The sequence below is a fragment of the Achromobacter spanius genome (assembly GCF_002812705.1).
GTDB lineage: Bacteria > Pseudomonadota > Gammaproteobacteria > Burkholderiales > Burkholderiaceae_B > Achromobacter > Achromobacter spanius.
Genome location: NZ_CP025030.1, coordinates 1,210,021 through 1,230,635, shown reverse-complemented (window position 1 = coordinate 1,230,635; position 20,615 = coordinate 1,210,021). Strand labels below are relative to the sequence as shown.

The 20,615-nt window shown below is 64.9% G+C and carries 19 protein-coding genes; 5 read left to right on the top strand and 14 right to left on the bottom strand.

Translation table 11 applies throughout. The features are described 5' to 3' along the window. Positions 1-19: 19 nt before the first annotated feature. From CVS48_RS05520 to CVS48_RS05495, 6 genes are all read right to left on the bottom strand, one after another. The gene (locus CVS48_RS05520) at positions 20-1,627 is read right to left on the bottom strand and encodes a carboxyl transferase domain-containing protein (RefSeq protein ID WP_100853598.1); all 1,608 of its coding nucleotides are present in this window, start codon (positions 1,625-1,627) and stop codon (positions 20-22) included. Between the two features lie 363 nt (positions 1,628-1,990). Beyond that, entirely contained in the window at positions 1,991-3,172 is a 1,182-nt protein-coding gene (locus tag CVS48_RS05515) for an acetyl-CoA C-acetyltransferase (protein WP_100853597.1), read from the bottom strand. Positions 3,173-3,174: 2 nt separating this feature from the next. Continuing rightward, a complete protein-coding gene (gene aceK, locus CVS48_RS05510; protein ID WP_100853596.1) occupies positions 3,175-5,112 on the bottom strand; it encodes a bifunctional isocitrate dehydrogenase kinase/phosphatase in 1,938 nt (645 codons plus the stop codon). Positions 5,113-5,134: 22 nt separating this feature from the next. Then, complete coding sequence (locus CVS48_RS05505; RefSeq protein WP_100853595.1) at positions 5,135-6,313, bottom strand: isovaleryl-CoA dehydrogenase; 1,179 nt, start codon at positions 6,311-6,313, stop codon at positions 5,135-5,137. A 195-nt stretch (positions 6,314-6,508) separates the two neighbouring features. Next, entirely contained in the window at positions 6,509-7,600 is a 1,092-nt protein-coding gene (locus tag CVS48_RS05500; RefSeq protein WP_100853594.1) for a hypothetical protein, read from the bottom strand. A 226-nt stretch (positions 7,601-7,826) separates the two neighbouring features. Continuing rightward, on the bottom strand, positions 7,827-8,207 hold the full coding sequence (locus CVS48_RS05495) for a MerR family transcriptional regulator (RefSeq protein ID WP_100853593.1): 381 nt from the start codon (positions 8,205-8,207) through the stop codon (positions 7,827-7,829). A gap of 73 nt (positions 8,208-8,280) precedes the next feature. Between CVS48_RS05495 and CVS48_RS05490 the strand changes: the two genes are divergently transcribed. Next, entirely contained in the window at positions 8,281-9,348 is a 1,068-nt protein-coding gene (locus CVS48_RS05490; protein ID WP_100853592.1) for an MBL fold metallo-hydrolase, read from the top strand. Between the two features lie 53 nt (positions 9,349-9,401). Here CVS48_RS05490 and CVS48_RS05485 read toward each other — a convergent pair whose 3' ends face one another. Beyond that, positions 9,402-10,028: a LysE family translocator gene (locus tag CVS48_RS05485; protein WP_100853591.1), complete on the bottom strand. Its 627-nt coding sequence runs from the start codon at positions 10,026-10,028 to the stop codon at positions 9,402-9,404. Between the two features lie 110 nt (positions 10,029-10,138). Here CVS48_RS05485 and CVS48_RS05480 point away from each other — a divergent pair, with 110 nt between their 5' ends. Continuing rightward, on the top strand, positions 10,139-10,945 hold the full coding sequence (locus CVS48_RS05480) for a nitroreductase (protein WP_242001360.1): 807 nt from the start codon (positions 10,139-10,141) through the stop codon (positions 10,943-10,945). A 142-nt stretch (positions 10,946-11,087) separates the two neighbouring features. Further along, a complete protein-coding gene (gene metC / locus CVS48_RS05475; protein ID WP_100857522.1) occupies positions 11,088-12,281 on the top strand; it encodes a cystathionine beta-lyase in 1,194 nt (397 codons plus the stop codon). Positions 12,282-12,303: 22 nt separating this feature from the next. Here the strand turns inward: metC and CVS48_RS05470 are convergent, their stop codons facing one another. The 5 genes from CVS48_RS05470 to argS all read right to left on the bottom strand — a co-directional run bounded on the left by CVS48_RS05470 (position 12,304) and on the right by argS (position 17,798). Next, entirely contained in the window at positions 12,304-13,308 is a 1,005-nt protein-coding gene (locus CVS48_RS05470; protein WP_419191454.1) for an alpha/beta hydrolase, read from the bottom strand. Continuing rightward, a complete protein-coding gene (locus CVS48_RS05465; protein WP_100853590.1) occupies positions 13,287-14,504 on the bottom strand; it encodes an ABC transporter substrate-binding protein in 1,218 nt (405 codons plus the stop codon). The genes CVS48_RS05470 and CVS48_RS05465 overlap by 22 nt, the downstream gene beginning before the upstream one ends. A 159-nt stretch (positions 14,505-14,663) precedes the next feature. Further along, entirely contained in the window at positions 14,664-15,296 is a 633-nt protein-coding gene (locus CVS48_RS05460; RefSeq protein WP_100853589.1) for a thiol:disulfide interchange protein DsbA/DsbL, read from the bottom strand. An 81-nt stretch (positions 15,297-15,377) separates the two neighbouring features. Then, positions 15,378-16,103, bottom strand: a complete 726-nt coding sequence (locus CVS48_RS05455) for an SPOR domain-containing protein (RefSeq protein ID WP_100853588.1) — start codon at positions 16,101-16,103, stop codon at positions 15,378-15,380. Positions 16,104-16,112: 9 nt separating this feature from the next. Next, positions 16,113-17,798: an arginine--tRNA ligase gene (gene argS, locus CVS48_RS05450; protein ID WP_100857520.1), complete on the bottom strand. Its 1,686-nt coding sequence runs from the start codon at positions 17,796-17,798 to the stop codon at positions 16,113-16,115. 304 nt (positions 17,799-18,102) lie between these two features. Here argS and CVS48_RS05445 point away from each other — a divergent pair, with 304 nt between their 5' ends. Next, positions 18,103-18,444: a DUF1840 domain-containing protein gene (locus tag CVS48_RS05445; RefSeq protein WP_100853587.1), complete on the top strand. Its 342-nt coding sequence runs from the start codon at positions 18,103-18,105 to the stop codon at positions 18,442-18,444. A 79-nt stretch (positions 18,445-18,523) separates the two neighbouring features. Next, the gene (locus CVS48_RS05440; protein WP_100853586.1) at positions 18,524-18,841 is read left to right on the top strand and encodes a hypothetical protein; all 318 of its coding nucleotides are present in this window, start codon (positions 18,524-18,526) and stop codon (positions 18,839-18,841) included. Positions 18,842-18,932: 91 nt separating this feature from the next. Here CVS48_RS05440 and CVS48_RS05435 read toward each other — a convergent pair whose 3' ends face one another. Then, on the bottom strand, positions 18,933-19,733 hold the full coding sequence (locus CVS48_RS05435) for a carbohydrate ABC transporter permease (RefSeq protein WP_100853585.1): 801 nt from the start codon (positions 19,731-19,733) through the stop codon (positions 18,933-18,935). Then, the gene (locus tag CVS48_RS05430; RefSeq protein ID WP_100853584.1) at positions 19,730-20,605 is read right to left on the bottom strand and encodes a carbohydrate ABC transporter permease; all 876 of its coding nucleotides are present in this window, start codon (positions 20,603-20,605) and stop codon (positions 19,730-19,732) included. Before CVS48_RS05430 ends, CVS48_RS05435 begins: the two co-directional genes overlap by 4 nt. Positions 20,606-20,615 lie beyond the last annotated feature (10 nt).

Sequence of the window (20,615 nt, the reverse complement as noted above, 5' to 3'; positions counted from 1 at the left end):
CGGCAATAGCGCGATGGCGCTACATGCGGAAGACGCCGAACTTGGTGTCTTCGATGGGGGCGTTCAATGCGGCGGACAAGGCCAGGCCCAGCACGCGGCGCGTGTCGGCGGGGGCGATGATGCCGTCATCCCAGAGCCGCGCGGTGGCGTAGTACGGGTGGCCTTCGTGCTCGTATTGGTCGCGGATGGGCGCCTTGAAGGCGGCTTCCTCGTCCGCCGACCATTGGCCGCCGCGCGCTTCGATGCCGTCGCGCTTGACGGTGGCCAACACGCTTGCGGCCTGTTCGCCACCCATTACCGAGATGCGGGCGTTGGGCCACATGAACAGCATGCGCGGCGAATAGGCGCGGCCGCACATGCCGTAGTTGCCGGCGCCGAACGAGCCGCCGATCAGCACGGTGAACTTGGGCACGGCGGCGGTGGCCACTGCCGTCACCATCTTGGCGCCGTGGCGCGCGATGCCTTCGTTTTCGTACTTGCGGCCCACCATGAAGCCGGTGATGTTCTGCAGGAACACCAGCGGAATCTTGCGCTGCGCGCACAGCTCGATAAAGTGCGCGCCCTTTTGCGCGGATTCGGAAAACAGGATGCCGTTGTTGGCGACGATGCCCACCGGCATGCCCTGAATGTGCGCAAAGCCCGTGATCAGCGTGGGGCCGAAGCGGGCCTTGAATTCATCGAACTCCGAGCCGTCGACGATGCGCGCGATGACTTCGCGCACGTCATAAGGCTTGCGGGTGTCGGCGGGAATGATGCCGTTCAGTTCGTTGGGGTCGTAGCGCGGTTCGCGCGGGGCAATGGTGGCCAGTTGCGCGGGCTTCTTGCGGTTCAGGCGCGCGACGGCGTTGCGCGCCAGTTGCAGCGCATGCATGTCGTTGGCGGCCAGGTGGTCCACCACGCCCGACAAGCGCGTGTGCACGTCGCCACCGCCCAGGTCTTCGGCGCTGACTTCTTCGCCCGTGGCGGCCTTCACCAGCGGCGGGCCGCCCAGGAAGATCGTGCCCTGGTTTTTCACGATGATGGATTCATCGCTCATGGCCGGCACATACGCGCCGCCCGCGGTGCACGAACCCATCACCACGGCGATCTGCGAAATGCCCTGCGCGGACATCTGCGCCTGGTTGTAGAAGATGCGGCCGAAGTGTTCGCGGTCAGGGAAGACTTCGTCTTGCTGCGGCAGGTTGGCGCCGCCCGAATCCACCAGGTAGACGCAGGGCAGATGGTTCTGCGCGGCGATTTCCTGCGCGCGCAGATGCTTCTTGACCGTCATCGGGTAGTACGTGCCGCCCTTGACGGTGGCGTCGTTGCAGACGATGACGCATTCGGTGCCGGACACGCGGCCGATGCCGGTGATGACACCCGCGCCGGGCGCGTCGCCGTCGTACATATCGTGTGCCGCCATGGGCGACAGTTCCAGGAACGGGGTGCCCGGATCGATCAGGTTTTCAACGCGGTCGCGAGGCAGCAGCTTGCCGCGCGCCACATGCTTGGCGCGCGCGGCTTCACTGCCGCCCAGCGCGGTCTGCGCCAGCTTCTGATTCAGATCATCCAGCTGCGCCTGCATGGCACGCGCGTTGTCGGTGAAATCTTGCGACCGCGGATTGATGCGGGATTCGATGATGGGCATGGGGTACCACCCGTCCTGCGAAATGGGGATTTGAAGGCGTAGGATGGGTGAAGCGCGAGAGAGCCAGGGCAAGAACCCCAACGCTTCAACGCGCGCAACCCATCAAACAAACGTTAAGTTGTGGCTGAAGATCAAAAGAACCGGGGTGTAGCGATGATGGGGTGTGGGGGCCATCGCTTTCTGGCCTAGGTTGTCTAGGAATTTGATGCTGCTTGATGGGTTGCGCGCGTTGAGGCGGTTGGGTTTTTGCCATCGGTCTCTCGCGCTTCACCCATCCTACGGCTTCACCCATCCTACGGCGTCACCCATCCCACGGCTTCACCCACCCTGCGAATTGGGCGGGACGTTGTCCCGCCCCAATCCTTACACCATCTCGATGGCCATTGCCACGGCTTCGCCGCCGCCGATGCACAGCGTGGCAACGCCGCGCTTGCCGCCGGTCTTGCGCAGCGCGCCGACCAGCGTGGCCATCAGGCGGGCGCCCGACGCGCCGATGGGGTGGCCCAGGGCGGTGGCGCCGCCATGGACGTTGACCTTGTCATGCGGCAGCTTGAAGTCGGTCATGGCGGCCATGGTGACCACCGCGAAGGCTTCGTTGATTTCGTACAGGTCCACGTCCTCGGCCTTCCAGCCGGTCTTGGCGAACAGGTTCTTCAGCGCGCCGACGGGGGCGGTGGTGAACCAGCCCGGCTCTTGCGAGTGCTGGCTGTGGGCCACGATGCGGGCCAGCGGCTTCACGCCAAGTTTCTCGGCGGTGGACGCGCGCATCAACACCATGGCGGCGGCGCCGTCGGAGATCGACGACGAGTTCGCGGCGGTGATGGTGCCGTCCTTCTTGAAAGCGGGCTTGAGGGTCGGGATCTTTTCCGGCATGGCCTTGGTGGGGGCTTCGTCGGTGTCGATCACGGTGTCGCCCTTGCGGCCGGCAACGGTCACGGGGGCGATTTCCCACTTGAAACTGCCGTCTTCCGTGGCGGCGCGGGCGCGGCGCAACGATTCCAGCGAGAACTCGTCCTGCTGCTCGCGCGTGAATTCATATTTGGCGGCGCAGTCTTCGGCGAACACGCCCATGGCCTTGCCCTTGTCGTAGGCATCTTCCAGGCCGTCCAGCGCCATGTGGTCATACACGGTGTTGTGGCCGAAGCGGTAGCCCTGGCGCGCCTTCAACAGCAGGTACGGCGCGTTGCTCATGCTTTCCTGGCCACCGGCCACCACCACTTCGGCGCTGCCGGCCGCCAGCAGGTCGTGGCCGAACATGGCAGCCTTCAGGCCCGAACCGCACACCTTGTGGATCGTGGTGCAAGCCACGCCCAAAGGCAGGCCGGCGCCAAGCGCGGCCTGGCGTGCGGGGGCTTGGCCCTGGCCGGCTTGCAGCACGTTGCCCATGATGACTTCGTCGACTTGTTCCGGCTTGATGCCGGCGCGTTCGATAGCGGCCTTGATGGCCACCGAGCCCAGCTCATGCGCGGCCAGGCCGGACAGGCTGCCAAGCATGCCGCCCATGGGCGTGCGGGCGATGGAAACGATAACGATGGGATCTGACATGACTAACTCCTGTGAGGGTCGGGACAGCGTCTGGGTGTCGGCACTGCGCGGTCGCCAGGAAGGCGGGCCGGACGCAGGCGTCTGTCTGTATCGTAAGGGAAAAATTCTTCAATCCGGCCCTGCGCCACGTGGGCGCGGCAGGCCTGCCACCAGTCCGGTTCCAGCAAGTCGGCATGGTGACGCATGAAGGCGCCGCGCACGCGCGGGTCGCCTAGCAGAAAGCGGCCGAATTCTTCGGGAAATACGTCGTTCGGTCCGATGGCGTACCAGGGTTCGGAGGCCATTTCCGCTTCTTCGTTCGGGGCCGGCGGGATGCGCCGGAAATTCATTTCGGTCATGCGCTGGATTTCGTCGTAGTCATAAAAGACGACGCGGCCCAGGCGCGTGACGCCGAAGTTCTTGTAAAGCATGTCGCCGGGGAAGATGTTGGCGGCGGCAAGCTGGCGGATGGCGTCACCGTATTCGCGCACGGCGGGGTCCAGCAAGGCGTCGGAGGCCTGGCGCAGATAGATGTTCAACGGCGTCATCCGCCGTTCGATGTAGACGTGGCGGATGACGACGGTGTCACTGGTTTCTTCGATCAGGCTGGGCACCAGGCGGCGTAGTTCGTCCAGCAAGGCGGGGGCGAAGCGGCTGCGCGGCAGCGCCACCTGTGAATATTCCCAGGTGTCCGCCATGCGGCCCACGCGATCGTGCAGCTTCACCATCTGGTACTTGCGCCGCACGGTGGCGTGGTCCATGCCGTCTTTGTCGATGCGGTCCTTGATGAGCTTGAACACGTAGGGGTAGGACGGCAGCGTGAATACGCACATCACCATGCCCTTGATGCCGGGCGCGATGTCGAAGGCGTCGCGCGAATGGGCCAGGTGATGCAGGAAGTCGCGGTAGAACAGCGTCTTGCCCTGCTTTTGCAGGCCGATCATGGTGTAGAGCTCGGCCTTGGGCTTGCGGGGCAGCAGCGTTGCCAGGAAGTTGACGACGGCGGCGGGCGTTTCCATGTCCACCAGGAAATACGCGCGCGTGAAGCTGAACAGCGTGCTCAGGTCGTCAGCGCCCAGCAACAGCGCGTCCAGCGTCACCTGCCCGGCCGGGTTGCGCGTGAGCGCCACGGCGAAGGGGTAGACGGTGGTCTGGTTGATCAGGCGGCCGACGATGTAGGCGCCCTTGTTGCGAAAGAACAGCGAGCCCAGCGCGTGGACCTGGCAGTCGCTGGCGATGCGCCGGCCCACGTGGCGCGGCAGCAGCGTGCGCAACTGAGTAACCGCCGCGCGCGCCAGCATGCGGGTATCGCGCGGCAGGTCTTCAAAGGGCAGCGCCAGGCCGAAGTCGGCCACCATGCGGATCAGGCTTTTTTCCAGGCCGTCTGTTGCCGGGTAATACACCCGGTATGACGGCATGCTGCTGTCCAGATAGTCGGTGGCAACGGCGGGCCGCACGAAGAGGAAATCGTTGTGGAAATAGTCGCGGTGCAGCAGCCGGCACGTGACCGAATTGAAGAAGGTCTCGGCGCATTCGGGCTGCTTGTGTGCGCCCAGCAGGCCCACGAATTCCTGTTTGATCTGTTGCCAGTAGGCGGTCTGGGCGTCGGTCAGGGCGGGTACGGCCGCGCCCTTGCCGTTGCCATTTCCGCTGCCGCTGCCGTTGCCGGTGTGGCTGGGGATGTCGTCCAGCGCGCCTTCCGGCCGCCCGCGCAGCACGCTTTCCAACTGCGTGGCGCATTCGCGCACGCGCATGTCGTAGTACTCGATGCGTTCGCGCGACAGGTGCTGGATGCCGTGCCAGTCGCCCGATTCGAATAGTGCCTTGGCCCGCTGCGCGCTGTAGCGAAACAGGGCGTAGTGGCGGTCAAACCCGGCCAGGATCAGCCGCGCCACGTCCAGCGGAGACGGCCCCGGGGCGGGGGCCTGCTCGATGTGCTGGACGTCGGACATGCGGATCATGGCGGGGCGCTCGGCCTGAGGATCAGGCGGTTTCGTTGAAGAGCTCGCGGCCGATCAGCATGCGGCGGATTTCGCTGGTGCCGGCGCCGATCTCGTACAGCTTGGCGTCGCGCCACAGGCGGCCCACCGGGTATTCATTGATGTAGCCGTTGCCGCCCAGGATCTGCACGCCCTCGCCTGCCATCCAGGTGGCTTTCTCGGCCGTGTACAGGATCAGCGCGGCGCAGTCCTTGCGCACCTGGCGCACGTGTTCGGCGCCCAGCTTGTCCAGGTTCTTGCCCACCTGGTAGCAAAACGCGCGGCTGGCTTGCAGGGTGGTGTACAGGTCGGCCACCTTGCCCTGGATCAGTTGGAATTCGCCGATGGCCTGGCCAAACTGCTTGCGGTCGTGGATGTAGGGCACCACCACGTCCATCACGGCCTGCATGATGCCCAGCGGGCCGCCGGACAGCACGGCGCGTTCGTAATCCAGGCCGCTCATCAGCACCTTGACGCCGCCGTTGACCTGGCCCAGGACGTTTTCTTCGGGAATTTCGCAGTCCTGGAACACGAGTTCGCCCGTGTGGCTGCCGCGCATGCCCAGCTTGTCGAGCTTTTGCGCCACCGAGAAACCCTTGTAGCCCTTTTCGACCAGGAACGCGGTGATGCCGCGTTGGTGCGCTTCGGGGTCGGTCTTGGCGTAGACCACCAGCGTGTCGGCGTCCGGGCCGTTGGTGATCCACATCTTGGTGCCGTTCAGCACGTAGCGGTCGCCCTTCTTGTCGGCGCGCAGCTTCATGCTGACCACGTCCGAGCCGGCGCCCGGTTCGCTCATGGCCAGCGCGCCCACGTGTTCGCCGGAAATGAGCTTGGGCAGGTATTTGGCTTTTTGCGCCGCCGTGCCGTTGCGGTTGATCTGGTTCACGCACAGGTTGGAATGCGCGCCATACGACAGGCCCACCGACGCGCTGGCGCGCGAGATTTCTTCCATCACCACCATATGGGCCAGATAGCCCATGTTGGCGCCGCCGTATTCCTCGTCGGCCGTCATGCCCAGCACACCGAGTTCACCGAATTTGCGCCAGAGATCCATGGGGAACTGGTCGCTGCGGTCTACCTCGGCCGCGCGCGGCGCGATCTCGGCTTGTGCGAAATTGCGCACGGCGTCGCGCAGCATGTCCAGGTCTTCGCCCAGGTCGAAGTTCAGGCCGGGAAGGTTCATCGATGTCTCCGTGATAGTGGGTACTTACATTCTTATGGGCGCCTGTAGCCGGCGCCGCGCCGCCGTCGTGTGGCTCATCATGCGCCGATCACGCACCGCTACGCAATGATGCACCGCAAATATTACGTTTACGTAAACGTAAATTGGAGTCGGGTTATCCCTAGGGAATGAAAATTCCCCGGCAAGAAGATCTGCTTATGTTTTGACGGCTGGCTGAGTCGCGCGCCTGCGGGGTTTGTGTGGCACGCCTCGGTCGTCCACAGGCAAGTCCATCACCCGATACCGCATGACCGCCAGGGACTTGGGATTGGTGATCCGCGCCATGTGTGCGCACTGCGCGCACCAGTGGCCGGCCCTGATTGATGCGAATGGCGCGTGCCAATCGTGCCCACGGTGGCACAGCCAGTGCATTTTCTTGGTGGTGTTCTGGTAGACGGACGTCAGGCACTCACCGCCCCGCTCTCGCGCCGCCTGATGCGCCGCTTCGATGCCCAGGCGCTTGTTCAGATTGGCGCACACGCCGCACCAACTGCCCAGCATGACCTTGCCGCCGGTAGTAAGCCATTCGTGGCCTTCGGCGCAACGAAAGCGGTAGCGCACCCCAAGCCCGCCATAGGCGTCCGCCAGACATGCGCCGCCGCGTTCGGCCGCCTTGCGCTGCAAGCGCTCCAGGCCGTCGGGATGCCGATAGCCTTCGACTTTGCGCAGCCGCGCGCATTCCGGGCACCAGGTGCGCCGCAACACGTCGACGCCGGCCGCTTCCCATTCATGGCCCGCGCCGCAGCGAAACAGGAATGTTCGTTGCCCACGGGGGCTCGAGGTGTCCAGGCATTGCCCGCCCCGCAAGGCCGCCGTTTGATGGATGCGCTGCAGAAGATCGTCGCGCCTGCGCCGGTAGCCCGCGTCGCGGCCGCAGACGGCGCAGCCTATCCGTTGCAGCGCCTTGTTGCCCTTGCGGTTCCAGGCGTGCCCGGCGTCGCACTGGAAGCGGTGCGGCACGTCCCATCCCAGCCAGTGCGGTTCCAGGCAAGTCACGCCATGCTGTCGCGACAGCTCGCGCAAGCGTCCGAAATTCGACGCCGCGGCGCACAGCGGGCATTTGACTTCGAGCGCGCGGCCAAAGGTTTGCAGCGTGCGTTGGAATAGATGCCCTTCTTGGCATTGAAAGCGATACATCGCCGACAAACCGCGCCAATCGGTGTCCAGGCATTCGAAACCGGCGGCGTCCGCCGCGGCGCGTAGCTGGGGTTGGCGGTCAAGAATGGGGTGACGACGACTCTTGTGCATGAGGAATCCTGTTGCCAAAGACACCGCCATGACTGTCGCGCGCGCAGCCACCGAACACCGCTTGGGAAACAGGACAGGTGCAGGCAACGGGCACGACTTGCTCCGGGCAATCGCAAGCGCGACGCGCCGGGTATGGCGATCGCCGATCTTGCCTTCCCGTGGGGAGCAAAGATATTGGATAAATCTTATTTTTGGGCGGAACCGTCTGGTCCGCCGGCCCTGCCCTTTAAGGCTTTTTCGCGAGCAGCACGCGGCACTCGCGTTCCTGCTGCTCGATTTCTTGCAGGGTGTCTTCGATGTCGCGGCGCTGTTGTTCCAGCGTGGCGCGATGCTGTTCCAGTACGCTCAGGTACTGGCGCAGTTGCACCTCGGTGTCGCCTGGGCTGTCGTACATATCGATCAGCGTCAGGATTTCAGACAGTTGCAGCCCCAGGCGCTTGCCGCGCAGCGCCAGCTTCAGGCGCGTGCGGTCGCGCGGGCCGAAGATGCGGTTGCGTCCCTCGCGCGCCGGGCTGACGATTCCCTGGTCTTCGTAGAAGCGGATCGTGCGGGGCGTAACGTCGAACTCGCGGGCGAGTTCAGAGATGGTCCAGGTTGACGAGGGCATGCGACGTGTGGCAGTTTACGTAAACGTAAATTATGATGACTTGACGTGAACGTCAAGCGTGGAGCGCGAGGCAATGAACCCCAACGAACAGAAATTGCAGTACCCCTGGGCAGACTTCCAGCCCGAAGCCGGCCGGGCCCAGGTGGTGGCCGAAGGCGTCAAGTGGATACGTATGCCGCTGCCGTTCGCGCTGGATCATATCAATCTCTGGCTGCTGCGCGACAACATCGATGGCCAGGACGGCTGGACCATCGTTGACTGTGGCATTTCGCGCGACGAAGTGAAGTCGCTGTGGGAAGACGTATTCAAGAACGAGCTGGAAGGCCTGCCCGTGCTGCGTGTGCTGGTCACGCACATGCACCCCGACCACATCGGCCTTGCCTATTGGCTGTGTGAGCGCTGGAACGCGCGGCTGTGGATGACGATGACCGACTTCATGGTGGCGTCGTTGTGGTCGTCGCGCCGCAACGATGCGGGCGCCGGCCCCGGTGGCCAGTCGGCGGTGGAGCACTTCGCCCGCCATGGTTTGACCGACCCCGACGCGCAAGAGCAGATCCGTCAGCGCGCCAACTACTTCCCGAACCTGGTGCCCGCCGTACCCGCGCGCTACACGCGCATCATGCACGGCGATCAGGTCCGCATTGGCGGCCACGACTGGCGCGTGATCGTGGGCTATGGCCATGCGCCCGAGCATGCGTCGCTGTTTTCGCCTGACCTGAACGTGCTGATCTCCGGCGACATGGTCTTGCCACGCATCTCCACCAACGTCAGCGTGTTCGACTACGAACCCGATGCCAACCCCCTGCCCCTGTATCTGCGGTCGCTGGACGGCTACGCCGGCCTGCCCCGCGACACGCTGGTGCTGCCGTCGCACGGCCGTCCGTTCAAGGGCCTGCACGAGCGCATCGCGCAGCAGCACGAGCACCACCGCGACCGCCTGGCCGAAGTGCTGGAGGCGTGCGCGGTGCAGCCGCACTCAACCTCCGACATCGTGCCAGTGCTGTTCAAGCGCAAGCTGGACCTGCACCAACTGACCTTCGCCATGGGCGAGGCGCTGGCGCACCTGCATGCGCTTTATTTCGAAGGCAAGCTGAAACGCGCGACCGGCGCGGATGGCATTGTGCGGTTCACGGCCGCCTGAGCAGCAAGCAATACGCGGTAGGCAAGGCGGGTTCCAGACGGAACCCGCCACGGTCAGCGCGTGGCGGTGGCCAGCCTGACGGCCAGGCCCACGAACACCAAGGCGGCGATGCGGTTCAGCCAGCGCTTGGCCGTCACCGAGCGTTGCAGCAGTTCGCCAAAGGCGCCGGAAAAGAAGGCGATGGCGCCAAACACCAACAGCGTCGACACGATGAACACGGCGCCCAACTGCATGACCTGCAAGCCCACCGGACCCAGCGCCGGCGTGGTGAATTGCGGCAGGAAGGCAAAGAAGAACAGCAGCACCTTGGGGTTGGTCAGGTTCATGACGATGCCGCGCCGGTACAGCGCGCCGGGCCTCAAGGGCTCGGGCGCCTTGCCGGCTTCCGATTCCACCGGCGCGCGCAGAATCTGCCAGGCCAGATAGGCCAGGTACGCCGCGCCCGCCAGCTTCAATGCTGTAAACGCCATGGGCGACGCGGCGAACACGGCGGCCAGCCCCAGGGCGACGGCGGCCGTGTGACCCAGCAACCCCGTGCACAGCCCCAGTACCACCAGCATGCCCGCCTTGCGTCCCCAGATGGCCGATTGCATCAGCACGAATACGTTGTCCGGTCCCGGCGTCAGCGCGAGCAGAACGGCAATGCCGAAAAAGGCGGTCAGAGTGTCTAGGGGCAGCATGGGTGTGGCCTGGTTGGGGTGGGCGCCGGTCAGCCGGAGAATGGCATCATAAGGGCAAAACCACACCGTTCAGCCCCCGGCACGGGACACAAAGGACACAGAGACACGCCATGACGACACACGCCGCGCAAAGCCAGCAAGTCCCCGAGGATGATGACGGGAATCCCGGCGCGATCCCTGACTCGCCCTCGGTCTTGAATCCCGACACGAATGCCGTCTCGAATCCCGACGCGAACCCCGACGCCGCCCTGCAAGCCCTGCTGCTTGCCCGTCATAGCTGCCGCGCTTTCCTGCCCGCGCCGGTGCCGCGCAATGTCATCGAACGCATCCTGACGCTGGCGCAGCGCACGGCGTCCTGGTGCAACTGCCAGCCCTGGCAAGTGGCCATTACCGAAGGCGCGGGCACCGAGCGCCTGCGCGCGGCGCTGCAAGCGCGGGCGCAAGCCGCCGATGCCGGCCCCGCCTTCACACCCGACTTCCCTTTCCCCCGCGAATACCGCAACGAATACCTGGCGCGCCGCCGGGAATCGGGCTTCCAGCTGTACGGCGCGGTGGGCGTGGCGCGCGGTGACCGCGACGCCTACCGCCAGCAAGAGATGCGCAATTTCCAGTTGTTCGACGCGCCGCACGTGGCCATCATCACCACCGATGAGGCGCTGGGCGAATACGGCGCGATGGACTGCGGCGGCTACGTCGCCAACTTCCTGCTGGCGGCCCAGGCCAATGGCGTAGCCACGGTGGCGCAGGCTTCGCTCGCGATGTATCCGGAAGTGCTGCGCGAGGTGCTTGGCATTGGCTCCGACCGGCGCGTGGTCTGCGGCATTTCCTTCGGCTACGCCGACGCCGCGCATCCGGCCAACAGCTACCGCACGCGGCGTGCCGAATTACCGGAAGTCGTAAGCTGGATTTCTGGCTAAAGCGACTGCTCAACGATACGGCCCGGGACAGGCGTCCCTACGCCTGATATGGTTCATCCTGTTTGCCGCTAGCCCGGCTCCATCAGGCAGGCGCCGTTGGCCCCGTCCGGCCCTGTTCATTTCTCCAGCATTCCCCTTGAAGATGACCTCCAAACACATCGATACGGTATTGCAGCACGCGGGCACCGCCCCGTTCGACCCCGAAACCGGCACGGCGCCCGTGCCGCTGCCGCCCATGCGCGCCAGCACCGTGCGGTTCCAGAACCTGGCCGCGTTGGAGCAGGCACAGCGCAGCAAGGCCGCTGGCGACCGTGCCACCACTTACGGCCGCATGGGCATGGATACCCACGCCGCGCTGGAAGAGGTCTTCACACACCTGGAAGGCGGCACGCACTGCTATCTGGCCTCGTCGGGGCTATCGGCGATGACGATGGTGATGATGGCGCTGTGCTCGGCGGGCGACCATGCGCTGATTTCCGATTGCGTCTACGGCCCGATGCGAGAGCTGGACGACGCGGTGCTCAAGCGCATGAACATCAGCATCACCTACTTCGCGGCCGATGAAGACCTGGACGCCTTGGTGCAACCCAACACCAAGCTGCTGTACGTGGAATCACCGGGCTCGCTGCTGTTTGAAATGCTGGACATGGGCGCCATGGCGGCCGTTGCCAACCGCCACGGCCTGGTGCTGGCCACCGACAACACCTGGGGCTCCGGCTATATCTACCGCCCGCTGACGCTGGGGGCGCAGGTGTCCGTCATTGCCGGCACGAAGTACGTGGGCGGCCACTCCGACCTGATGCTGGGTGCGGTGGTGACGAACGACGAGGCCATCGCCAAGAAGCTGAACCGCACGCAGTACGCGATGGGTTATTCCATCAGCGCCGACGACGCCTGGCTGGCGCTGCGCGGCGTGCGCACCATGCCGATCCGCATGGCGCAGCACGCGCGCAATGCCATGCAGGTGTGCGAATTCTTCAAGAACCGTCCCGAAACCGTGCGCCTGTTCCACCCGGCGTGGCCCGAAGATCCGGGCCATGCGCTGTGGCAGCGCGACTGCACCGGCTCCAACGGCATGCTGTCCGTCGAACTGCGTCTATCGCCCGCCGCGGCGGGCGCCTTCGTAGATGCGCTGACCTTGTTCGGCATTGGCTTTTCGTGGGGCGGCTACGAAAGCCTGGTGCAACTGGTGTCGCCCAAAGACCTGTCCAAGCATCGCTATTGGGGCGAAGGCGACAACGCGCTGGTGCGTTTGCACATCGGCCTGGAGTCGCCGGACGACATCATCGCCGACCTGACCCAGGCGCTGGAGAAGGCGGCCGCGGTCGGCGCATAACGCTGACGCCGCCGCGACGGCTTCACACCGACGCGGCGCGTATCCACGTGCCGATGCGGGCGGCGATGTCGTCGCTGTTGTCGTCCATCATCGGCATGTGCGAATTTCCCGCAATGCCCATCTCTGCCAGCCGCCAGGTGTCGACCCGGGCACCGTGGCGTGCCAGCGTATCGGCATAGTCCTGGCCGCTGACGCATAGGCGTTGCCACAGCGGCGTGGCGTCCAGATAGTCGCCATAGACGAACAGAAACGGTTTGGCCGCGACGGCGGCGGCCGCGACGTCGCCGGAGAAACCCGATGGCTCAATGCCGATGACGCCGCGCACCAGATCGGGCCGCGCGTGCAGCGCCCGGTAGGCCACTTCGCCGCCATGGCTGTGTGCCACCACCAGGCAGGGGCCGACGCGGTCGAGCACCGCACAGAAGCCTTGCAGCGCCGCGTCGTTGTTGCCCAGCCAGCGCGGCACGGCATGTCGGATGAAGTCGTCGAACGCGCTGACCGGAAAGCGCTGGCCGGCGAAGGCACGGCGCGCGTCGAAATCCTCGGCGCGGCCCAGCCGGAACAGTGACCAGCTTTCCTGCGCGCTTCGGATGATGGGCGGCTCGGGCCACACCTGTTCGAATGGCGCCCAACCCGCGCGCCCACGCTCGACGTTATCCACCACATACACCGCATGCCCCTGACGCAGAAAATGCTGCATCCAGCCTGGGCGTCCGTCGGGCGTTTGCTCCCACATCGCGCCCGTCATGCCGCCGCCGTGCAGCAGCACGACGGGCAGCGGATGCGCTAATCGCGCCGGGATGAAGTACTGCACGTAGGCCTGTTCAAAGTGGTACAGGCCGTTGGGGTCATAAGCCAGTGACGCGCTTTTGGTGAACGCGATCTCGCGCTGGGCCAGGCCAGTGATGGTCACCGGCCTGCCACCCGCATAGAAGCTGCCGAAATCGGCCAGCGTGACGGCCTGGGTCTGGGCTTGCTGGGTTTGGGTCAGGCCCTGTGCTTGCATCATCGTTTGACCAGCGGGCATTGGCTGTCCGCCAGCGGCCATGCCAGCGTGTCGCCGGGGATGTTGCGCACGATGTTGTAGTAGTCCCAGGGCCCCTTGGATTGCGCAGGCGTTTTTACCTGAGCCAGCATCATGTCGCGCACCACCAGGCCGTCTTCGCGAATATGCGCGTTGATACTGAAGGGGTCATCGATAGGCAGCGATTTCATTTTTGCCATGACGGCATCTGCGTCCACCGTGCCGGCCGCCTTCACGGCTTGCAGGTAGTGGCGCACCGAGCCGTAGACGCCGGCCTGAAGGAAGGTGGGCGGCCGGCCGACGCGCGCTTCGAACTTTTTGGTAAAGGCGCGCGTGCCGTCGTTCATGTTCCAGTACGACGGCACGGTCAGATAAGTCTTTTGCGCCGCCTGCAGGCCCAGGCTGTGCACGTCCGTGATCAGCAGCAGCATGGCCGCCAGTTGCTGCGCGCCGCCGATTCCGAATTCCGCGGCTTGCTTGATGGCTGAGATCGTGTCTCCGCCCGCGTTGGCGATGGCGATGATTTGCGCCTTGGTCCCCTGGGCCTGAAGCAAGAAGGAGGCAAAGTCCGATGCGTTCAGCGGATGGAAGACGGTGCCGACGACTTCGCCGCCGTTGGCTTTGACGACGGTCTCGGTGTCGGCCGCCAGTTGCTTGCCAAAGGCGTAGTCCGACGCCAGGATGAACCAGCGCTTGTTGCCTTCGTTGACCACGGCGGTGGCCGTGCCGCGAGACAGGGCGTAGGTCGTGTACGTCCACTGCACGCCGTAGGGCGAGCACTGCGCTTGTGACAGCGCGGTAGTGCCGGGGCTGGAGAACAACACCAGCTTCTTCTTTTCGCGCGCGATGCCCTGCACCGCCAACGCGACTGACGAATTAGGCACGTCCACCACCACGTCCACGCCGTCGGTGTCATACCACTTGCGGACCATGCTGCTGCCGATGTCGGGGCGATGTTGATGGTCGCCCGAGACCAGCGAAATCGGTTTGCCCAGTACGGTGCCGCCCATCTCCTCGATGGCCAGCCGGGCGGCCTCGACCGAGCCCTTGCCCGTGGCATCGGCGGTCACGCCCGCCATGTCGGTAAGCACGCCGATTTTCACGCCGTCAGCCGCACTCGCGTGCGTGGCGTTGGCACTGAACGCCAGGCACAGGCCCAGACACCATGCGGCGCGTTTGCGCAGGAATTGCTGTTTCATTTGTCTTCCACCCATGTGATGCCGTCTTTGCGGCGAATTCTTGTGGCGAAAGTGTAGCGCCGTGGGTGCAAAAGGGCGGCGCAATGTCTCAACGATTTCTCAAAAGAAAGCGCCCCGGCCATGTGGCCGGGGCGCTCTGCAATCCCTGCGCAAACCGAATTACTTGTTGCGCGCCATCGGGATCAATTTGTCGACTTCCTTCAGGGCGCCTTCGTAGCTGTTGCCCGCCATGACCGGCGAGGTCATGAACTTGCCGCCGACGGCAAACGACGGCGTGCCGTCGATGCGGTAGGCGTCGGCCAACTGGGTGGCGCGCTGCACCTGGGTTTGCACGCTGAACGAATCGAACACGGAATCGAACTTGGCGCGGTCCACGCCTTGCGTCGCAACCCAGTCGCCCATGGACTTCTTGTCGAACAGGCGCTTGTGTTCACCGTGGATGGCGGTGAAGAACTTGGCGTGCAGGTCGGGGCGTTCCAGGGCCAGGAACGTGTAGTAGACCTGTTGCAGCGGCTTCATGCCGGCGTTGAACGCGATGGGAACTTGCTTGAGGACGACGTCCGAAGGAACCGTCTTGGCCCACTCTTCAACCATGGGTTCCATGGCGGCGCAATGCGGGCAGGTATAGGCGAAGAATTCCAGCACTTCCACTTTGCCCGGGGTGTCCGACGGCAGCGGCGGGTTGATTGCCACATAGGCTTGCGTGCCTTGAGCGTGGCTTACCGGGCTGAAGAACGCCGAGGCGCTCAGCGCGGCCGCGGCCATGATGCGAATAATCTTGGGGGACAACATGGATGAGAGGTTCCTGAGTAAAAAGTTACAGACAGGCTCGGGGCCGGATAAGTTCAATGCAAAAAATAGCGCCGGATAGGCTTACTGGCGCACCACGGCGGTTTCGATCTTGTTTTCGCCCAGGCGGCCACGTGCGCGATTCATGTCGTCCAGCCGCGCAAACGGACCCACCCGCACACGGTTCAACGGCTTGCCGTTGACTTCGGCCTTTTGCACCGCCACCGGCAGGCCCAGCAGGATGATGCGAGCCCTTAACGATTCAGCGTCGCTTTCACCGCGAAACGCACCCGCCTGCAAGTAGTACGTGCCCGTTGCCGCCGGGGCAGCGGCTTTGGCGGCTGGCGCGGGTTTGGACAAGGGCGTCGGGCTTGCGCTGGGGGTTGCGTTGCTGCTTGCGGTGGCGCTTTGATTCGGCGCGGCGGCCTGCGGCTTGCTGGTGGACGGCAAGGTGGCGATCAGCGCACCCAGGTCATCCAGCCGGGATGGCGTTTCGTCGGGCTTGGACGCAGTGCCCGCACCCGGCAGCGGCATCGGCGCGGTGGCCGTGGGGCCGGTGGGCGGCGCGCCCGCCGCCCCGTCGCGGCCGTACAGGCCCGCGTTCGGGTCCGGCGCCTGGCGCGGGTCGGGCAGCTTGCCCGTGTCGCCCTGGCGGGTGGCACGGTCCACGAAGGGCACGGGAGCCTTGGTGACGTAAAAGGCCACGACGGCGGCCACGATCAGGCCGAGAAGCAGGCCGGCGAGCGCCCCGTAAAGGGTGCTGCCGCTTTCGCCAGAGGAACGGCGGGTGGTTTTGCGCTTGGTTGCCATGAACCGATGTTACATCCGCTCGGGCGCGGACACGCCCATCAGCGCCAAGCCGTTGGCCAGTACCTGGCGCGTCGTGGCGGCCAGACGCAGGCGGGCCAGCTTCAAAGCCACGTCGTCCACCAGCACACGTTCGGCGCTGTACCAGGCGTGGAAGTCCGACGCGCAATCGCGCAGCCAGAAAGCAATGTGGTGCGGCGACAGGTCCTGGGCGGCCAGCGCCACCACGTTGGGGAATTCGGCCAGGCGTTGCATCAGCGCGAATTCAGACGGCGCGGTCAGCAAGGACGTATCGGCGGTGGCTACGTCGGCGGCGGGCATGCCGGCGTTGTTGATCATCGTGCAGATGCGCGCGTGGGCGTACTGGATGTAATAGACCGGGTTCTCGTCGCTTTTCGACAAGGCCAGGTCCACGTCGAACACGAACTCGGTGTCGGCGCGGCGCTGGATCAGGAAGTAGCGCACGGCGTCGCGGCCCACCCAGTCGATCAGGTCGCGCATGGTGACGTAGCTGCCGGCGCGCTTGGAGATCTTGACCTCTTCGCCGCCGCGCATCACCTTGACCATCTTGTGCAGCACGTAAGACGGGTAGTCCTTCGGAATGCCTTCGTTCAGCGCTTGCAGGCCGGCGCGCACGCGGGCCACGGTGCCGTGGTGGTCGCTGCCCTGGATGTTCACGGCGCGGTGAAAGCCGCGTTCCCACTTGGCCTTGTGATACGCCACGTCCGGCACGAAGTAGGTGTAGCCGCCTTCGCTTTTGCGCATGACGCGGTCTTTGTCGTCGCCCGTACCCAGTTCGGTGGTGCGCAGCCACAGCGCGCCGCCCTCTTCATAGGTATGGCCGCCGGCGACCAGCGCCTTGACGGTGGCTTCGACCCGGCCCGACGTGTACAGCGAGCTTTCCAGGTAGTAGTTGTCGAACGCCAGGCCGAACGCTTGCAGGTCCAGGTCTTGTTCGCGGCGCAGGTAGGCCACGGCGAAGACGCGGATGTCGTCCAGGTTGTCGATATTGCCGGTGGCGGTGACGGGCTCGCCGTCGGACGGCTGGATGGTCTTGCCTGCCTGGAAATCGCGCGCGATGTCGGCGATGTAGTCGCCCTTGTAGCCGTCTTCCGGCCAGTCGGGGGATTCGGTCGTCAGGCCACGGGCGCGCGCCTGCACGCTGATGGCCAGGTTGTGGATCTGGTTGCCGGCGTCGTTGTAATAGAACTCGCGGGTGACGTCCCAGCCGATGGCGTCGTACAGGCGGCACAGGGCGTCGCCCAGTGCGGCCTGGCGGGCATGGCCCACGTGCAGCGGGCCGGTGGGGTTGGCCGACACGAATTCAACCAGGATCTTCTCGCCGCTGCGCGGGGCGCGGCCAAAGCTTGCGCCCTGCTCGGCCACGGTGGTGATGACGGCCTGGCGCGCGGCGGCGGTGATGCGCAAGTTGATGAAGCCGGGTCCGGCGACTTCGGCGCTATCGACCAGATCACGGGCCTCGGGGGCGGCCAGCAGAGCGTCGACGATGGCTTGGGCCAGTTCGCGCGGGTTGCGGCGTGCCGGCTTGGCCAGCTGCATGGCCACGTTGGTGGCAACGTCGCCATGGGCGGCGACCTTGGGGCGCTCGAGCAGCACGTTGGCCTGGGCGTCGGGAAGGCTCTGCGCAACGGCGGCCTGGATCAGGGAGATAAGCTGTTTTTGTTGCTCGGGGAGCATGGGCGTCTGAAGAAGTTCTGGGTGAGTGACCAAGGCGGGGATCAAACGGACGGTGTCCGGGCCGGCAATGTCACGGGAATCATCCGGAATGATAGTTGATTTGGCGATCCAATCGGCGGCCATGGGGGCGCAAACTGTCCGGCAAGCGTTCGCGCGGGCGGCGGAACTCTCAATAAAATCAATCGCCTAGGTTTTCGTGGGTGCGCCGACGGCAGCGGCCCCTGCACCCGCCCCATAGCGCCAGTTGGCATCCCTGGGGCGTTGGGGTAGTGTATGTAACGTATTCATTGAGGGAGACCGCAACATGCTGATTACCTTTCACTCCAAGGTCGTGGCCGAAGTTCTGATGGTGTCCGACCACGCCATGCCCATCCTGCAGGCGGCGGGAAAGCCCATCGGCGACAAGATCCCCGAACGTGGTGTGTTCACCGTCGAGCAACTGGGCCCCGCCATTAACGGCATCGAGCGCGCCATTGAAAGCGCTGAACATCCCGACGAGGACGAAGACGACGAAGACAAGGCCCCGCGTTCGGCCATGGCGCGCGCGGTCGGCATGAAGGAACGCGCGTATCCGCTGCTGGACATGATGCGGCAATCCCAGGCCGCGGGCGTTGAAGTTACCTGGGAAGCGTCGCGCGGCTGGTAGGCAATGTCGCCCGGCGGACAATCTGCCCGGCGTTTTTTGCCTACCCTTGCCGCCAGACGCCCTTTCAAGGAACCCCTTTATGCGCTGCGACATCACCATTGTTTTCGACACCCGCCGGTCGCTGGACCTGAACGCCACGGTGGAAACGTCTCCGCAACGCCAGAGCGACGCGCGCGACTGGTTCGACGGCGCCTGGGAAACCCTGGGCTGCGAACCGTTGCGCCCCAGCGGCAAAGTGCTGCTGCTGGACAAGGTGCTGGGCGTGGCCGATGCCCTGGGCTACGACACCCTGTCCAGCGACGCCAAGGAAGCCCGCGAGTTCGCGGAGCACCTGGCCATGGCGCTGGAGCGTCCGCGCATCACCGTTGACCTGCCGGGTTTGACCGTCGGCTACTGACGGCACCGGCGCGGCACACGTGAAAATCCCCGCTCGCAAGGCGGGGATTTGTTTTGGGCGACGTCCGCGCGTAACGCGGCAGCAGGAAAACCTACCGTATCCCCGCCCGCATGAACGACTGCACGAACTGCCGCTGGAACAGCAGGAAAGCGATCAGCAGCGGCGCGGCGGACATCAGGGTGGCGGCGGTAATGACCGACCAGTCGATGCCCTGGTCGGTGGACGAGAACACCTGCAAGCCCACCGTCAGCGGCCGGGATTCGACCGAATTGGTGATGATCAGCGGCCACAGGAAGTTGTTCCAGTGGTGGCTGACCGACACCAGCCCATAGGCTACGTAGATCGGCTTGGCCAGCGGCACATACACCTTCCACAGAATCTGCATGGCATTGGCGCCTTCCATGCGCGCCGCTTCCTCCAGTTCGCGCGGCACCGTCTTGAAGGTCTGGCGCAGCAGGAAGATGCCGAACGCCGACGCGAAGTACGGCAGCCCGATGGCGAACACCGTGTCGCGGATGCCCAGCTGGCTCATTGACCGGTAGTTCTCCACCAGCAGCACGTCCGGCATGATCATCAACTGCAGCAGCACCAGCATGAAGACGAAATCGCGGCCGCGAAATTCGAAGCGCGCGAAGGCGTAGCCCGCCAGCGTGGACAGCACCAGTTGCGCCGCCAGCACCATCGTGACCAGCATGAAGGTGTTCAGGAAGTAGCGTGGAAACGGCGCCGCGTGCCAGGCGCGCACGAAGTTATCCAGCGTCAGCGGCGCGAACAGCTCGAAGCGGGTCGCGTAGGCGGGAGGGTGAAACGCCGCCCACATCGCATAGGCAAGCGGCAGAATCCACAACAGGCCTAGCGCCCAGGCGCCCAGGGTATCTAGCTTGTCTTTCATTGATAGTGCGTCCTGCGGTCCAGCCAGCGGAACTTGAACAGCGCGGTCAGCGCCAGTACCACCAGCAACACGACGGTCAGCGTGGCGGCGTAAGCCGTGTCCCAGAAACTGAAACCCACCTGGTAGATGTAGTACAGCAGCAAGGTGCTGGCGTTGTCCGGCCCGCCGCGCGTCATGACGACCACATGGTCCACCAGGCGGAAAGCGTTGATCAGTGCATTGATCAGCACGAACAGCGTGGTGGGCATCAAGAGCGGCCACAGAATGCGGCGGAAATACTGCCAGCGCGATGCGCCTTCCAGCATGGCGGCCTCGCGCAGCGACGGCGACACGGTCTGCAAGGCGGCCAGGTAGAAGATCATGAAGAAGCCGGCCTCTTTCCACACCGTCACCAGCATCAGCGCCGGCAAGGCGGTTGCGCTGCTACCCAGCCAGTTGGGGCCGGGCGCACCGAACCAGCCCATCACCTGCGCAATCAAGCCGTATTGCGGCGTGTAGAAGAACAGCCAGATGTTGGCCACCGCCACCATCGGCAGCACCGTCGGCGTGAAGTAGGCCATGCGCAGAAAGCCGCGGCCGCTCAGATTGCGGTTTACCCACAGCGCCATGATCAGCGCAATGCCGATGGACGTGGGGATCGTGCCCAGCGCAAACCACAGGTTGTTCCACAGCGACTGCCAGAACACCGGATCGTCGCGCATGACGGCGTAGTTCTCCAGCCCCACGAAGCGCGCCGGACGCGCGCCCTTGGGGGTAGAGAAAAAGCTGTGCCAAAGCGTCGCCACCGCCGGGTAATGCGTGAAGGCGGCGAGCAGCACGATGGCTGGCAGCAACAGCAGCCAGCCATAAAGCGCATGTAAAGAGCGGCTCATCGTGCTTGTC